Raw genomic sequence first — 14,989 nt, forward strand, 5'->3', positions numbered from 1 at the left:
GATACCAGTGAGCGGCAAGTAACCAGCGTATAACAATTTTTTTGCCTGACAGCAGGCAACGTCACTACCGGGACACCCTTGATTTATGGATCTTGAGCCATGGTTATGAAAGCCTCATTACAGCTTAAGATGGGCCAGAGTCTGACCATGACGCCCCAGCTGCAACAGGCCATTCGCCTGCTTCAGCTTTCCACCCTCGACCTCCAGCAGGAAATCCAGCAGGCACTGGAATCCAACCCCATGCTGGAAACCTCCGAGGATGACGATCAGTCTGACACCCCCGATACGGATGACGATACCTGGGACGAACATAAAGACCGGGATTCCGACCACGATGAACCAGCCACCGAGGCTGCCTCTGACTGGGATGAAAACGAAAATGGCCCGGACTGGGCTTCCGAAAACGACATCCCGGATAACATCCCCGACGACCTGCCCGTAGACACCGCCTGGGACGATATCTACCAGTCTGCACCGGCGCCAGCCAGCAAAGGGGACGACGAGAACGAATCGGATTTCGAAACCCGCAATTCACCGGCCGAAACCCTTCAGGACCACCTGGAATGGCAGCTCAACCTGACCCCCATGAGCGAGCGTGACCAGGCAATCGCCCACGCCCTGATGGACGCTGTGGATGAGCGCGGTTACCTGACCTCACCGATTGAGGAAATCCATTCCGGCCTGCAGGACGAAACCGAAGAAGACCCCCTGGAACTGGACGAAGTGGAAGCGGTTCTGCACCGACTCCAACACTTCGACCCGCCCGGCGTGTTCGCCAGAGACCTGCAGGAATGCCTGCTGATTCAGCTCAACCAGTTACCGCCAGACACTCCCTGGCTTCGCCAGGCGCGCCTGGTGGTTACCCAGTTCCTGCATCTTCTGGGCAACCGGGATTACGCCCAACTGCTGCGCCGCAGCCGGTTGAAGGAAGACCAGCTCAGAGACGTGCTGGCCCTGATTACCAGCCTGAACCCAAGGCCGGGCGATGTTATTGACCGAGCTGAACCAGACTACGTCATTCCAGACGTGATCGTAAGGAAGCATGAGGGCCGGTGGCGTGTGGAATTGAATCCGGAGATTGCCCCTCGTATTCGGGTTAACGCCAGTTATGCGTCACTTATCCGCCGGGCCGACAGCAGTGCCGACAATACCTACCTGCGGGATCAGTTGCAGGAAGCCAAGTGGTTCATCAAAAGTCTGCAAAGCCGAAATGAAACCCTTCTGAAAGTGGCGACCCGAATCGTTGAACACCAGCAAGGCTTTCTGGACCACGGCGAGGAGGCCATGAAGCCGTTGATCCTGTCTGACATCGCTCAGGCGGTGGAAATGCACGAGTCCACCATTTCCCGGGTGACCACACAAAAATACATGCACACGCCCCGGGGCATCTTTGAGCTCAAGTACTTTTTCTCCAGCCACGTCAGTACCGCCGAGGGAGGCGAATGTTCCTCCACGGCAATTCGTGCGATGATCAAAAAACTGATTTCAGAAGAAACTCCAAAAAAGCCGTTGAGCGATAGCAAGATTGCAGCCATGCTTGGAGATCAGGGCATCAATGTGGCCCGGCGCACCGTTGCCAAATACCGGGAGGCCATGCACATCCCTCCCTCGAACGAGCGCAAACGACTGGTTTAATATTTTGCCAGTGCATGAAGCACTGGCCCTCAGCCCGGTGGTAACACCGGCATGATGACAACAGGAGACGCCTATGCAACTCAACATTTCAGGCCATCACGTAGAACTGACCCCTGCACTGAAGGATTACGTCAACACCAAGTTCGAGAAGCTGGAGCGTCACTTTGACCACATCAGTAACTGTCAGGTGACGCTGGAAGTTGAGAAGGTACGTCAGATGGCCGAAGCCACCCTGCATGTTATCGGTGGCGAGATCCACGCAAAGGCAGAAAATGAGGATATGTACGCGGCTATTGACGCGCTGGTAGACAAGCTGGACCGCCAGATCCTCAAGCACAAAGAAAAGAACGTAGACCGGATGCACGGTAACGGCTGAGCACGCGTTCCGCGCCAGTCTACCGGGTGTTTCAATGAAGCGAGCTGCGGCGGGGCTTACCGGCCGCAGCCTTTTTTTTACGGAATCCAAGTCGATCCATGAGCGAATCATCCCTGACTATCGACAACATTCTGGCTCCTGCACTGACGCTGTGCCGGGTGCCAGCCTCCAGTAAAAAGCGGGTGCTGGAAACTATCGCAGAGCAGATTCATCATCAGGATGAAACCCTCAGCGATACCGAAATTTTCAGCAATCTGGTTTCTCGCGAGCGGCTTGGCAGCACAGGTATTGGCCAGGGCATCGCCATACCCCATTGCCGTCTTGAAGGGCTTGACCGGGTTATTGGCGTACTAATGACCCTGGAGGAGAGTATCGATTTCGACTCCATCGACAATCAGCCGGTAGACCTGGTGTTTGCCCTGATCGTACCCAAAGAAGCCACCAGCGAACATCTTGAACTGCTCAGCCAACTGGCGGAGAAATTCAACGATAACGGTTTCTGCGAACAGCTTCGCCAATGTCAGGATGCCAGTTCGCTTTACCAGCGTATGACCGCGGCATCCTGATAAGCAGTAGCACCAACAGAAGCAGGCAGGAGCGTCCATCATGAAACTGATCATCGTCAGTGGCCGATCCGGGTCCGGTAAGAGTACCGCGTTGCATGTGCTCGAAGATCTGGGTTTTTATTGCATTGATAACCTTCCCATCGGACTGCTGTTCCCGCTGACCCGGGAAGCGGCGCAACAGGAAACGCCGGGGCGGCTCCGGAAAATGGCCGTCAGCATCGACGCCCGCAACCTGTCTGCCGAACTGGCCAACTTCGAACAGATCTATCGCCAGCTTCGCGAAGCGGGAGTCGTTGTCGAGATTATCTTTCTGGATGCCGATGAACAATCCCTGTTGCAGCGGTTCCACGCCACACGCCGGAAGCACCCGCTGAGCGACGACCGCACCTCCCTCCGAGAAGCCATCACCAACGAAAAGGCACTGTTGGAACCGCTGTCAAAACTGGCAGACCTATACATCAACACCACCGGCATGTCGATGTATGAACTGCGCGACATGGTCAAACAGCGAGTGGTCGGGCGTAAGGATCAGGAGCTTGCACTACTGTTCCAGTCATTCGGTTTCAAGCATGGCGTACCGGTCGATTCCGATTACGTCTTCGATGTGCGCTGCCTGCCCAACCCATACTGGGACACCAGCCTGCGCAAATACGTCGGTACCGATCAGCCGGTTATCGAGTTTCTCGAGCGGGAACCTCTCACCAGGCAAATGGTGGACGACCTGATCCGCTTCCTGGATACCTGGCTACCCTCGTTCGCCGACAGCAACCGCAGCTACATGACCATTTCTATTGGCTGTACCGGTGGCCAGCATCGTTCCGTCTATGTCTGCGAGCAACTGGGCCAGCACTTCCGCACCCGATACAACAACGTGCAGGTTCGTCATACTGAACTCCCCCACCTCCAGGCCCGAGGGGAGATCTGATCCAACATGATCTGCCGCCCCGTCACCATCATCAATAAACTGGGCTTGCATGCCCGCGCCACCGCCAAGCTGGTGGCCACCGCCTCCGGCTTTGACAGCCAGGTGCGGATACGCGGCAAGGGCCGGGACGTGGATGCCAAGAACATCATGCAGGTGATGATGCTGGCTGCCAGCCAGGGCACGGATATTGAACTGGTCGCCGACGGCCCTGATGAGCAGGAAGCCATCGAGGCACTCGTAGAACTGATCGGTGATTATTTCGGCGAGGGGGGTTAAGCACACCCTGGTTCGTCATTCACCTACAATCCTTTCTCACCTGACGGCGCTAACTCCGCTATAATGCGACGGTTTTCTGATCGCAGGTGGTTTCATGACCGATATTCTGGAAAAAAGTCAGGCCCGCCAGCGCCTTCGCTCCCTCAGTGAGGCCCTGGACAGTGGTGCGCTCAAGCAGGTTGCCCGAATCCTCAATGGCGGCCTGAGCCCCAGCGATATCGCACACCTGCTGGAATCTTCCCCTCCCCGCCAACGCGCCCTGCTGTGGAATCTGGTCGATAAGCAACTGGAAGGGGAAGTACTCCAATATCTCGGTGACGACATCCGGGCCTACTTCCTGAGCCAGCTGAACGCCCAGGAACTTGCAGATATCATTGAGGATTTTGAATCCGACGACCTGGCCGACCTGCTCCAGCAGTTGCCAGACACGGTGATCCAGGAGGTCCTGGACACCATGGACGAGCAAGACCGGCAGCGGGTAGAGGAAGTACTCTCCTACCCCGAGGACACTGCCGGCGGCCTGATGAATACGGACACCATTACGGTGCGCCCAGATATCAGTATTGACGTGGTACTGCGGTACCTGCGCCGCCACCGCAACCTTCCCCCCATGACCGACAGCCTGATTGTGGTCAGCCGGCGGGACGAATTCATTGGCATGCTGCCCATCACCCGAATGCTGGTATCCAACCCCGCATCCACGGTTCGTGAGGTGATGGACACCGATATCGAGCCGATTCCGGTCACCCTGTCCGACACCAAGGTCGCCACCCTGTTCGAGCGCTACGACCTGATTTCTGCTCCGGTTGTTGGTGACGACAATAAGCTTCTGGGCCGGATCACCATCGATGACGTGGTCGACGTTATCCGGGAAGACGCTGATCACTCGCTGATGAGCATGGCCGGTCTGGACGAAGACGAAGACACGTTCGCACCAGTGATCAAAACCACGCGCCGGCGAGCCGTCTGGCTCGGAATCAACGTAGTGACCGCGTTTACCTCAGCCTCTGTGATCGGTATGTTTGAGGAAACCATTCAACAGGTGGTCGCACTGGCCGTACTCATGCCAATCGTCGCCAGCATGGGCGGCATCGCCGGCAGCCAAACGCTGACGCTAATGATTCGTGGCATGGCCGTGGGCCAGGTCAGCAATGACAACGTGAAATGGCTGCTGAACCGGGAGTTTCTGGCAACAACTCTGAACGGGTTTCTGTTTGCACTGGTGGTGTCTGCAGCGGCCATGGTGTGGTTCAGAGACCCAACCATTGGCCTGGTGATTGCTATGGCGCTGGTCATCAACCTGACCATCGCCTCAATCGTCGGCACCCTGCTGCCGTTAACACTGAAACGACTGAATATAGACCCGGCACTGGCCGGGGGCGTGATCCTGCTCACCACCACCGACGTCGTGGGCTTCCTTTCCTTCCTGGGGCTCGCCACCTATTTTTACGCTTGAGGAGCCAACCATGAGTCAATCCGACAACCACCCGCACCACGAGGAGCTCGAAGAAGATTTCGGCCCGAGCAAATCCCAGATCAAGCGGGAAATGCACGCGCTCCAGGACCTGGGTAAACAGATGCTGGATCTCAATGACGAGCAATTGGCGTCACTGGACATCAGCGACACCCTGAAGGCTGCCATCGTGGAATCACGGCGTATTAATCAGCGCGAAGCACGCCGCCGACACCTGCAATACATTGGCAAGATCATCCGGCAGGAGGATGACCCGGAAGCACTGGCTCGTGCCATTGGCGCATTCAATGCCGGCAGTGAGGAGCACACCCGCCGGCATCACCTGGCCGAGCGCTGGCGCGACAGGATGATCTCCGAAGGCGACAAGGTGGTGGGGGAGTTCATCGATTATTGCCCGGCGGCAGACGTGCAGCACCTGCGCAACCTGGTTCGCAATGCCCGCAAGGAAGTGGAGAAACAGAAGAATACCGGTCAGGCCCGTAAACTGTTCCGGGCCCTCCGGGAGTGGATTGATGACGCAGAGCAGTAAAGCAACCCGCTGAGCGGAGTTCTACGTTAAAGGCGGCGGTGCTCCCAGACCGGCATTCTGGCCCGAACCTGGTTCAGTTTTTCCATATCCAGGTCTGCCACAACCAGGCCTGGGCCCTCATCCAGTTCCGTCACCACCCCGCCCCAGGGGTCACAGATCAAACTGTGGCCATAAGTCTTGCGTCGCTCACTGTTTTGCCCCCCCTGGCCGGGGGCAACCACCCAAACCTGGTTCTCGATGGCCCTGGCTCGAATCAGTGGGTGCCAATGGGCGTCTCCAGTTTGCCAGGTAAAGGCGCTGGGCAGGCACACCCACTCGGCACCCTGTTCCCGCAGCGCCCTGAACAGTTCAGGAAACCGCAAGTCGTAGCACACTGCCATCCCCAGCCGGCCGGCGGGAGTGTCCACGGTAACCACCCGGTCACCTGGCTCGAAGGTATCCGACTCCCGGTATTGGCCATGGGAATCCTCAACCATGGCGTCAAACAGGTGAATTTTGTCGTAACGGGCAACTTCCTCGCCCTGATCGTTGTAAACGATGCAGCTTGCACGCACCCTGTCGGGAACATCAGAGCCATCGGGTCGTGTTGCCAGAGGCATGGAACCACCTACAATCCATAGCCCCAGCCTCTTGGCCTGCTCTGCAAGAAAGCGGCGGATCACCGATTCACCGCCACTTTCCTGCCGACCGCACTCACGCATCTGAGCGGTGGCCAGAACCGCAAAATTCTCAGGTAATACTGCCACTTTCGCGCCTTGGGCGGCAGCATCACGCAACAGCGCCTCGGCCTCGGCCAGGTTACCGGCCAGGTTGTGACTGCTGACCATCTGAATCGCTGCAACTTGGGTCATGCTCCGACTCCTCTACTCACCCGTATCGAAAACCCGACGTAGCTCCACTTTGGGCTCGCTCCAGCTACCGGTGACACTGTAGGTGGCGCTGGTCAACTTGCTTAATGGGTCACCCAGAATTTTGTCCAGTACAAAGAGTGCGCCGCCAATGGGGGCGCTCGCTCCCATCAGTATGGCAGCCAGGGGCAGGTTCTGGGTAACCGGAAGCACCAGCACCAACCGCATATCCAGGCTCTCATCGGCCATATTGGTGGACCCGCTCATCTTGAAAGCCCCCGAAGGCCCCACCAGTTGCAGCTCTGGGTCCAGGGTAACCAGCCCGTTTACAATGACAGCCTTGCCGGAAATGGCATCAAACGCAATGCCCCGCTCATAAAGATCCGAGAAGTCCAGGCGCAGCCGGCGCCAGAGCGTGTCGGTGTTGAGCAGGTTGAAAATTCTGAACAACTGGGCTGAGCCACTTTGCTCCAAAATGACGCCGTCATCCAGACGGACACTGACCTGGCCACTGAGCTGCTTCAGGGCAAATTCATCCGGTCGGCCGGGCCAGTCCAGATCCAGGTCAACCTGGGTCTGCTCATTATTCATTGGAATCGGCGCACCGGTCAGTGCCTCCAGCTCCCGGAGGCGGCCGCCTGAAAGGGTTCCGACAAATCGGCTGGTTTCGCGATCATCAACCACACTCCAACTCATTCTGCCAGTGAGCGCCAGCGTCTCCAGTTGCCCTTCAATTTCCTCGATGTTCAGGCGGAACGGCTGCGGCCGCATGGCGAACTGCCAGCGGCCGGCAGACTCATCGCCCAGCCTGAGGTCCGCGATGGTCACATCAATATCGGGCCAGCTCCCCACGTCCAGAGCTCGAAACGCTTCCAGTTGCTCCTCCAGGGTCAATATCTGCCGGTCCTCCTGGTCTTCACCCCCGGTATCTGAGCGCATCAGACTGAGTCGTTGCAGATCGGCTTCAATCGTTCCCTGCGTGGGCACCATCACCCTGCCCTGAACCCGATCAGATTCCGTGTTGAACACCCAACGATCTCCCAGATCCAGCGCATCGATCTGTATATTCCTGAGACTGTGCCCCGCCAGGTTCAGTTCACGGAGTCCCAGTTCAAAGCCTGACGGTTTCCACAGCAGATCAAAGGCCAACCGGTCCTGCCAGTCCCCCGTCACACGGACACCCTCAGTGTCCGTAGGGTCTATCAGCGCCTGCAACCGGGCCAGATCCGACGCTCCCTTACCCAAAGGCTGCGGCCAGTCCAGTGACAGGCCTTGAAAATCGGAGGTTACCGTTATCCGGGAAGCGCGCTCATCCGCCACGCTCAGCTGTGCCGAATAATCCAGGCTACCCGACATCCCGAGTGCGGAGCCCTCCGGCAACCCGAACTGATGCAAAAACGACGGCAAAGGAACCCGGCCGGTCTGGCGAATAGACAACGCTGCGCCCTTACCTGCCGGGCCCTGTTCTGATTGCTCAAACTCAACAGTCACCGGTTGCCCGAAGAACTCCGCCAGAAGAGGCTGACCGGAGAATCCCCGACGGGTATCGTAGCGGACCTCGCCCTCGATTCCTGCCCAGACCAATCCCGCTGCCGGGTAGGAGATGCTTGCTCCGGAGGTTGCCACCCGTGCGTTCACCGCTGTCTGCTCACCAGCCCCCAGTGGCAGATCAATATTCAGGGCTAACCGGTAGAGCCCCTGATAATCCAGCTCCGTGGCGGCCATTCCGGCCATGTCGCCAAGCGGTGTCTCGGTCATCCAGAACGGCACGCTCTCACCTGGCACATCGGCTTGTGCATCAACCCGTACGCGAGTCGGCCCCTCGCCATCTCCCGGCACAACCCTTACGACGCCCGAGCGCAGTTCCAGCCCGCCTGTCAGGGCCTGTTCCAGAGTGACCAGAGTGTCTGCATTCTGAACCTCAACCCGGCCGCGGGCGCTCTGCACTTCCGGCCAACGTTCGTCGTAACGGACAACACCACGATCGAACTCGTACCACATGGATGAGACAAACGATCCCCGGGGTGCCCCGGAATCGATCCGGCCGTGACCGTAATACTCACCGGCGGTGATATCGGCTTCCATAATGGCAGTTGTTAACCACTGATAGAGCCCGGGGTCCACCACCTTGGCCGGGACAAAATCTGCGAGCATGGACGCATCGCCGTTCTCAACGCCAACGCGCAAGCCCAGGTTATCTTCGCCAAACCGATCCAGCCTTAAATCAAACGCTCCGGTGAGTGTTGTACGGTCGGCGTAGGTAAATCGGAGATCGTCGGCAAATACACGGGTTATCGGGCCGGCCAGCTCCCAGGATACGGTGCCAGCCATCGAATCCAGCGGCCAGCCAGCCTCATAGAGTTTTGGGAAGCCCAGGTAGGCGGGCCCGGTGGTATCGAGGGTTACATGGCCTGAATGCGCCGTCATCAGGATATGGCCATCAAGCCCACGGGCGGCCGGCGCCCCTTGCGCGGCCTCAACCGACACCTGCCGCAATCGACCGGACAGCTGGAAGCCGGCCGGATCTTCCGGCAGCGTCAGGATCACGTCGTCAAGGTAGCCGGATGGCCGGTATTGCTCCAGCGCATGATTGGCCACGGCCGGAAGCAACGGAAGGTTCTGCACAAGCCGCCGGATCGGCGCCAGCGGCACGCCATCGGCAATAAGGACGTTACCTCCGGAATCGGGCTCAAGGCGCAATCCAAAGGGTTGGACATCGTGGTCCAGCCACTGCCACTGCAGTTGCTGGAGCTGTAAGGGACCATCCCGGCGCCAGCCAAAACGAGCCTGGATACTCTCCAGGGGAGCCAGCGACTCCATATTGACCCCGAGCTGCAAATAGGGCGTTTGCACCATCCCCTGAACCTGCTCCAGCTCACCGCTGTCAAAGGTCAGCCAGGCACGCCCGCCCAGATCTGCCCCCTCTACACGAAGACCGCGCCAACTCAGATCGTCCACCAGACCATCAAACAGACGCCCGGAATCGACATCCACATACAACTGGCCGGTAAATTCGCCCCGGAAAAAGTGCTGCCCCACAAGGGCAAAACTGGCGAGCTGGGTCGTGGTTCCTGGCTGCATGGCCCTGCCCGAGGCCTGAAACAAACCACGGCGGTAGACCAGGTCCAGTTGGGGAATATCGAAATGCCGGGTATTGCCTGAACCATCATCAATGCCAAGGCTGATCCGGGTCATGGTCAGCCGCGGATCAGACAGCCAGCGCCCGGCCAGCCTGAGCCAGGTTTGCAGGTCCTGGCCACCGGGGCGGGTCAGGTCGGTCAGCTCATCCGGCGGCTCGAGCAGGTCCAGGCCGGACTGCCGGGCCAGGCTCAGGGTTAAGCCATCGGCTTCAAAGTCCTCGAACACCAAACGGAATCGCAGTACCGATGAAAGAAAATCCAGACGCAGACGCAAGTGCTCAAGCTCGGCAATGGCTTGGCCGGTTTCGGGGTGGTGAACGGTCAGATCAGTAGCGGTTACTGCCGGGTCAAGCCAGTGCCAGCGGGAGGAAAGACGACCAATCCGGACATCCAGCCCGGTGCGATCGGAGAGTTGCTCAGAAAGCTCGCCGGTGAAACGGTCGATATTATTGGTCAGTTGCCTCCCCAATCCAACGTACAGGGCAAACACCACCAGCAAGGCGAAGATAAACCACCAGACTCCGTTTGCCAGGTGCTCCAGTAACTGCGCCAGTTTGCCGGCGCCCCGGCGCGGCTGCTGAGCTTGCTCCTGTTCACGGCCTTGCATCGTAATCGATACTCCTTCGACAGCCCGGTTCAGCGGGCGTCAGAGCAGGACCACATCGTACTGTTCCTGACTGTAGAAGGGTTCTACCTGGAAGCGTATGGTCTTACTGATAAAGGTCTCGAGGTCTGCGACATTGTCGGATTCCTCGTCGAGCAGACGATCAACCACTTTCTGTGACGCCATCACCAGATAGTTCTCAGCTTCATAGGCCCGGTTCACCCGGAGAATCTCGCGGAAAATCTCATAGCAGACGGTCTCTGCCGTTTTCAGGAAGCCCCGTCCATCGCAGATCGGGCAAGGCTCGCACAGCACCTGCCCAAGGCTTTCTGTGGTGCGTTTTCGGGTCATCTCCACCAGGCCAAGTTCCGAGACACCGGTGATCTTGGTTTTGGCATGATCCCGCTCGAGCATCTTCTCCAGCATCCTGTGTACCTGGCGCTGGTGCTCCGGGTCGTCCATATCGATAAAGTCTATGATGATGATACCACCGAGGTTTCTGAGCCTCAGCTGCCGGCTGATGGCACGGGCGGCCTCCAGGTTGGTCTTGAAGATGGTTTCTTCCAGATTCCGGTGGCCGACAAACGCGCCGGTATTGATATCAATGGTGGTCATCGCTTCGGTCTGGTCGATGATGACGTAACCACCGGATTTCAGCTGCACCTTGCGGCTAAGGGCCTTCTGGATCTCATCCTCGACCGAATACAGATCAAAAATCGGCCGCTCACCGGGATAGTATTCAACCTTGTCGGCGAATTCCGTGACGAACTCCTGCACAAACTCTATTACCCGCTGGTAGCTTTCCCGGCTGTCGATGCGCACTTTTTCTGTCTGCGGCCGGATTAGATCCCGAATGGTGCGAATGAACAATGGCAGGTCCTGGTAGACCACGGACGGTGCGGGCGCACTACCAATCCGATCCTGTATGGACTGGCTAAGCCGATGCAGGTAGGCCATATCGGCGATCAGGTCTTCAGCCGCCGCCGCTTCCGCTGCCGTGCGGATAATATAGCCACCCTGAACGTCGTCGCTCTGTTCAGCCGCCTCTTCAATCAGGGTCTTCAGCCGAGTGCGCTCGTTGTCGTCCTCAATCCGCTGGGAAATACCAATATGGCTGACCCCCGGCATAAACACCAGGTACCGGGAAGGAATAGAAAGCTGGGTCGTCAACCTGGCTCCCTTGGTGCCGATGGGGTCCTTGGTGACCTGAACCACGAGCGATTGCCCCTCACGCAACAGGGTGCGGATATCCGGCACGGTTTTCGGGCCATCCGAAGGCTCCTCCGGCCCGGACTGACTGCAGGCAACATCCGAGGCGTGTATGAATGCGGCCCGCTCCAGGCCAATATCCACAAACGCCGCTTCCATGCCCGGCAACACTCGAACCACCTTACCCTTGTAGATATTGCCAACAATACCCTTGCGGCTGGTCCGCTCGATGTAAGCTTCCTGAAGCATGCCGTTTTCGACCAACGCCACCCGGGTTTCCACCGGCGTAACGTTGATGAGAATTTCTTCGCTCATGTTTGGCTCTCCTTACAACTCGGCCAGTTCTGCCAGACCGGAAAACCGGCCTCTGCCAACAACCCGGCGGTTTCCAGGAGGGGCAAACCCACCACCGCGCTATAGCTGCCCTGCAATTCCTGGACAAAGATACCACCCAGGCCCTGAATGCCGTAGCTACCGGCCTTATCCATGGGCTCGCCACTATCAACATAGGCCCGGATCTCGGCCTCGGAAAGGCTTCGAAAGGTCACGTTGGTGACCGACAGGTGCGATTGGCAGACCTCTCCCCGCGCCAGCGCCACCGCCGTCATCACCTGGTGTTGCTGGCCAGACAACCGGGCCAGTGTGGCTTTTGCCTCCGCCGCATCGACCGGTTTCCCCAGAATCTTACCTTGCAAGACCACCGAGGTATCCGAGCCCAGAACCAGTGCGTCAAGATTCTCACCGGCCACTCTTAACGCCTTCTCACGAGCCAGGCGTTCCACATAATGCTCCGCCGACTCACCCTCGGCCACGGTTTCATCAATATCCGCGGGCTGCACCTGGAACGTCAGTCCGATTTGCTGTAGCAGCTCAGCCCGGCGAGGAGAGGCGGATGCAAGAATCAGTGTCTTCATGGTGCTAGCCCAGCTTCCGGTTCAGGCGGTCCAGCAGGCCACTAACAAAGGGCCAGGCGACCGCACTGGTTAATGCTGGCCACAGGTAACTGAACCCCGCCGTATCGGCGCCCAGCAGTTGTTTGATGAAGTGCACCAGCATCTGGTTGATGCCCAACAACAGGAAGACCATAAGGCATTGTTGCGGTAGCGGGTACATTCTCAAGCGCTGATGGATGGTCAGCACCAGGAAAGCAATGAGTGCCATACCCAGCGCGTTGGTGCCCAGGGGGGTGGCCTCAAGCACATCCAGTAATAGCCCGAGACACCAGGCCATCAGAATCCCAAACTGCGCCGGTGCACGGAAGGTCCAGTAAAAAACCACCAAACCCAGCCATTCCGGGCGGAATTCAAACCAGCCTACCGGGAACAGGGATATACTCAACACCAGCGCAAGCACAACGGTCACGAAGAACAGCGGGTAGCTGATGACCGACAGCATCAGTTGGCCTCCTCTTCCGTGGTCTGCGGTTCCGCAGACTCGCGGCGCTCCCGGGACTCTGGCTGAAACACCACCAGCACAAGCCGGCTCTGGTTCAGTCTGGCCATGGGCCTGGCCCGAATCGTCACAAAGGGTTCCCCTGGTTCCTTGGTGATCTGACTGACCTCAGCCACCGGATAGCCCCGGGGGAAACGGCCACCAAGGCCGGAACTGACCAGGGTATCGCCTTCACGTATATCGGCAGTATCCGGCACATGCACCAGTTCCAGCTGATCGACTTCACCATTACCCAACAACACCGAACGCAAGCCGTTTCTGACCACCTCGACGGGCACCGCATGGCTACTGTCCGACACCAGCAACACCCGAGAAGTGAACTGGCTGGTCTGCACTATCTGCCCCATCAAACCCTCGGCATCCAGCACAGCCTGCCCGGTGGTCACACCGTCACTATGGCCTTTATTAATGATGATCTCGTGGGAAAACGGATCGGGTGAAACACCCACCACTTCGCCCACAATCACCCGGTCATCCAATACCTCCGACGAGTTAAGCAGGCGGCGCAATTCATTATTCTCCGACGCCAACGCCGCATACTTCAGCGCACGACGCTCGAGTATCAGCATCCGGGCCTTGAGTTCTTCGTTTTCACTCTGGAGATCTTCACGGCTGACAAAGAGCCCGGAAAACCAGTCACTGAACCGGTAGGGGGCATTGCCCAGCCAGTACACAGGTGCCAGGCCGGTGGCGAGAGTACTTCGAACGGGAGTTAGCTTGTCAAAACGGGTATCGGCAGCGATCAACGCTGCCGATACCAGAATCACAAGAAAGAGCCTGAAGCCGGGTACCGGCCCCTGGACAAAGATGGTCTTAATGGCTTAGCCCTCCCACGGGATTAACCCTCCTGGGAGAACATTCCGATGCCACCGCGATCAATGACTTCCAGCGCCTTGCCGCCACCACGGGCAACACAGGTCAGGGGGTCTTCGGCGATGATCACCGGCAGACCGGTTTCTTCACTGATAAGTTTGTCGAGGCCTCGCAGAAGTGCACCACCACCGGTGAGCACGATTCCGCGCTCAGCGATATCAGACGCCAGCTCAGGCGGAGACTGCTCAAGCGCGCTTTTAACGGTTTGCACGATCTGGGCGAGTGATTCCTGCAACGCGTCGAGAATCTCTTCGCTGTTCAGGGTGAACGCACGGGGCACGCCTTCTGCCAGGTTGCGACCACGCACATCAATCTCGCGGATATCCAGGCCTTCATAGGCGCAACCGATTTCATGTTTGATCCGCTCGGCGGTGGAATCGCCGATCAGGCTGCCATAGTTACGGCGCACGTAGGTAACGATGGCTTCGTCGAACTTGTCGCCGCCAACCCGCACCGATTCAGCGTAAACGATGCCGTTCAGGGAAATAATGGCGATTTCCGTAGTCCCACCACCGATATCGACAATCATGGAGCCGCTGGCTTCTTCAACCGGCAGGCCTGCACCAATGGCCGCGGCCATGGGCTCTTCAATCAGGAACACTTCACGGGCACCCGCGCCCAGGGCAGACTCACGGATGGCCTTGCGCTCCACCTGTGTGGACTTGCTGGGCACACACACCAGTACGCGGGGGCTGGGAGTAATAAAACTGTTTTCGTGCACTTTATGAATGAAGTGCTGGAGCATTTTTTCGGTAACAACGAAATCCGCAATCACACCGTCTTTCATTGGGCGGATGGCGGTTATGTTGCCGGGGGTACGGCCGAGCATGCGCTTGGCTTCGGAACCCACAGCAGCCACCATTTTCTGGGAGCCGCTGGTGCGGATGGCAACAACGGAGGGTTCGTTGAGTACGATTCCGCGTTCACGCACGTAGATTAGGGTGTTGGCGGTGCCCAGGTCGATGGACAGGTCGCTTGAGAAGATGCCTCGGAGTCTTTTGATTAACATTCGTGTTGTTTCAACCTGAGAGTTGCGGTTGCGGATGTAGAAGAATCCGGCAACTTTAGCAGTGGCGCCATTT

Annotated in this window: 14 protein-coding genes; 7 read left to right on the plus strand and 7 right to left on the minus strand. The window is 58.2% G+C overall.

The window, feature by feature from the left end; translation table 11 throughout:
- Positions 1–105: 105 nt before the first annotated feature.
- From RVM24_RS10210 to yjgA, 7 genes are all read left to right on the plus strand, one after another.
- Complete coding sequence (locus RVM24_RS10210; protein WP_286922210.1) at positions 106–1,635, plus strand: RNA polymerase factor sigma-54; 1,530 nt, start codon at positions 106–108, stop codon at positions 1,633–1,635.
- A 73-nt stretch (positions 1,636–1,708) separates the two neighbouring features.
- On the plus strand, positions 1,709–2,011 hold the full coding sequence (gene hpf / locus RVM24_RS10215; protein WP_094623924.1) for a ribosome hibernation promoting factor: 303 nt from the start codon (positions 1,709–1,711) through the stop codon (positions 2,009–2,011).
- A gap of 98 nt (positions 2,012–2,109) precedes the next feature.
- Entirely contained in the window at positions 2,110–2,577 is a 468-nt protein-coding gene (ptsN, locus tag RVM24_RS10220; RefSeq protein WP_286922211.1) for a PTS IIA-like nitrogen regulatory protein PtsN, read from the plus strand.
- A 40-nt stretch (positions 2,578–2,617) separates the two neighbouring features.
- Positions 2,618–3,502 (plus strand): RNase adapter RapZ, encoded by an 885-nt coding sequence (gene rapZ / locus RVM24_RS10225; RefSeq protein ID WP_431475365.1) that lies wholly within the window; start codon positions 2,618–2,620, stop codon positions 3,500–3,502.
- Between the two features lie 6 nt (positions 3,503–3,508).
- The gene (locus RVM24_RS10230; protein ID WP_072676726.1) at positions 3,509–3,778 is read left to right on the plus strand and encodes an HPr family phosphocarrier protein; all 270 of its coding nucleotides are present in this window, start codon (positions 3,509–3,511) and stop codon (positions 3,776–3,778) included.
- 94 nt (positions 3,779–3,872) lie between these two features.
- Positions 3,873–5,234, plus strand: coding sequence for a magnesium transporter (mgtE, locus tag RVM24_RS10235; protein WP_106695015.1), 1,362 nt, complete (start codon positions 3,873–3,875; stop codon positions 5,232–5,234).
- Between the two features lie 10 nt (positions 5,235–5,244).
- Complete coding sequence (gene yjgA, locus RVM24_RS10240) at positions 5,245–5,781, plus strand: ribosome biogenesis factor YjgA (RefSeq protein ID WP_072676724.1); 537 nt, start codon at positions 5,245–5,247, stop codon at positions 5,779–5,781.
- Between the two features lie 26 nt (positions 5,782–5,807).
- Here yjgA and RVM24_RS10245 read toward each other — a convergent pair whose 3' ends face one another.
- From RVM24_RS10245 to RVM24_RS10275, 7 genes are read right to left on the minus strand one after another with little or no spacing between them, the layout of a single operon-like run.
- Positions 5,808–6,632 (minus strand): carbon-nitrogen hydrolase family protein, encoded by an 825-nt coding sequence (locus RVM24_RS10245; RefSeq protein WP_286922213.1) that lies wholly within the window; start codon positions 6,630–6,632, stop codon positions 5,808–5,810.
- A 12-nt stretch (positions 6,633–6,644) separates the two neighbouring features.
- Complete coding sequence (locus tag RVM24_RS10250) at positions 6,645–10,376, minus strand: YhdP family phospholipid transporter (protein WP_286922214.1); 3,732 nt, start codon at positions 10,374–10,376, stop codon at positions 6,645–6,647.
- 39 nt (positions 10,377–10,415) lie between these two features.
- Entirely contained in the window at positions 10,416–11,897 is a 1,482-nt protein-coding gene (rng, locus tag RVM24_RS10255; RefSeq protein ID WP_061331537.1) for a ribonuclease G, read from the minus strand.
- Positions 11,894–12,496 (minus strand): Maf family protein, encoded by a 603-nt coding sequence (locus RVM24_RS10260; RefSeq protein ID WP_106695012.1) that lies wholly within the window; start codon positions 12,494–12,496, stop codon positions 11,894–11,896. The genes rng and RVM24_RS10260 overlap by 4 nt, the downstream gene beginning before the upstream one ends.
- A 4-nt stretch (positions 12,497–12,500) precedes the next feature.
- Positions 12,501–12,977 (minus strand): rod shape-determining protein MreD, encoded by a 477-nt coding sequence (gene mreD, locus RVM24_RS10265; RefSeq protein ID WP_072676720.1) that lies wholly within the window; start codon positions 12,975–12,977, stop codon positions 12,501–12,503.
- Positions 12,977–13,843 (minus strand): rod shape-determining protein MreC, encoded by an 867-nt coding sequence (gene mreC, locus RVM24_RS10270; RefSeq protein ID WP_286922220.1) that lies wholly within the window; start codon positions 13,841–13,843, stop codon positions 12,977–12,979. Before mreC ends, mreD begins: the two co-directional genes overlap by 1 nt.
- Before the next feature lie 29 nt (positions 13,844–13,872).
- Positions 13,873–14,916 carry a rod shape-determining protein gene (locus tag RVM24_RS10275; RefSeq protein ID WP_058092032.1) on the minus strand — a complete coding sequence of 348 codons (1,044 nt, stop codon included), beginning with the start codon at positions 14,914–14,916 and terminating at the stop codon, positions 13,873–13,875.
- Positions 14,917–14,989: the final 73 nt, after the last annotated feature.

Source organism: Marinobacter sp. KM021 (genome assembly GCF_050707965.1).
GTDB lineage: Bacteria > Pseudomonadota > Gammaproteobacteria > Pseudomonadales > Oleiphilaceae > Marinobacter > Marinobacter shengliensis.

Excerpts from the sequence above, each read along its gene's own strand:
- RVM24_RS10210 (WP_286922210.1), top strand. The coding sequence starts at position 106 with ATGAAAGCCTCATTACAGCTTAAGATGGGCCAGAGTCTGACCATGACG.
- hpf (WP_094623924.1), top strand. The coding sequence starts at position 1,709 with ATGCAACTCAACATTTCAGGCCATCACGTAGAACTGACCCCTGCACTG.
- ptsN (WP_286922211.1), top strand. The coding sequence starts at position 2,110 with ATGAGCGAATCATCCCTGACTATCGACAACATTCTGGCTCCTGCACTG.
- rapZ (WP_431475365.1), top strand. The coding sequence starts at position 2,618 with ATGAAACTGATCATCGTCAGTGGCCGATCCGGGTCCGGTAAGAGTACC.
- RVM24_RS10230 (WP_072676726.1), top strand. The coding sequence starts at position 3,509 with ATGATCTGCCGCCCCGTCACCATCATCAATAAACTGGGCTTGCATGCC.
- mgtE (WP_106695015.1), top strand. The coding sequence starts at position 3,873 with ATGACCGATATTCTGGAAAAAAGTCAGGCCCGCCAGCGCCTTCGCTCC.
- yjgA (WP_072676724.1), top strand. The coding sequence starts at position 5,245 with ATGAGTCAATCCGACAACCACCCGCACCACGAGGAGCTCGAAGAAGAT.
- RVM24_RS10245 (WP_286922213.1), bottom strand. The coding sequence starts at position 6,632 with ATGACCCAAGTTGCAGCGATTCAGATGGTCAGCAGTCACAACCTGGCC.
- RVM24_RS10250 (WP_286922214.1), bottom strand. The coding sequence starts at position 10,376 with ATGCAAGGCCGTGAACAGGAGCAAGCTCAGCAGCCGCGCCGGGGCGCC.
- rng (WP_061331537.1), bottom strand. The coding sequence starts at position 11,897 with ATGAGCGAAGAAATTCTCATCAACGTTACGCCGGTGGAAACCCGGGTG.
- RVM24_RS10260 (WP_106695012.1), bottom strand. The coding sequence starts at position 12,496 with ATGAAGACACTGATTCTTGCATCCGCCTCTCCTCGCCGGGCTGAGCTG.
- mreD (WP_072676720.1), bottom strand. The coding sequence starts at position 12,977 with ATGCTGTCGGTCATCAGCTACCCGCTGTTCTTCGTGACCGTTGTGCTT.
- RVM24_RS10275 (WP_058092032.1), bottom strand. The coding sequence starts at position 14,916 with ATGTTAATCAAAAGACTCCGAGGCATCTTCTCAAGCGACCTGTCCATC.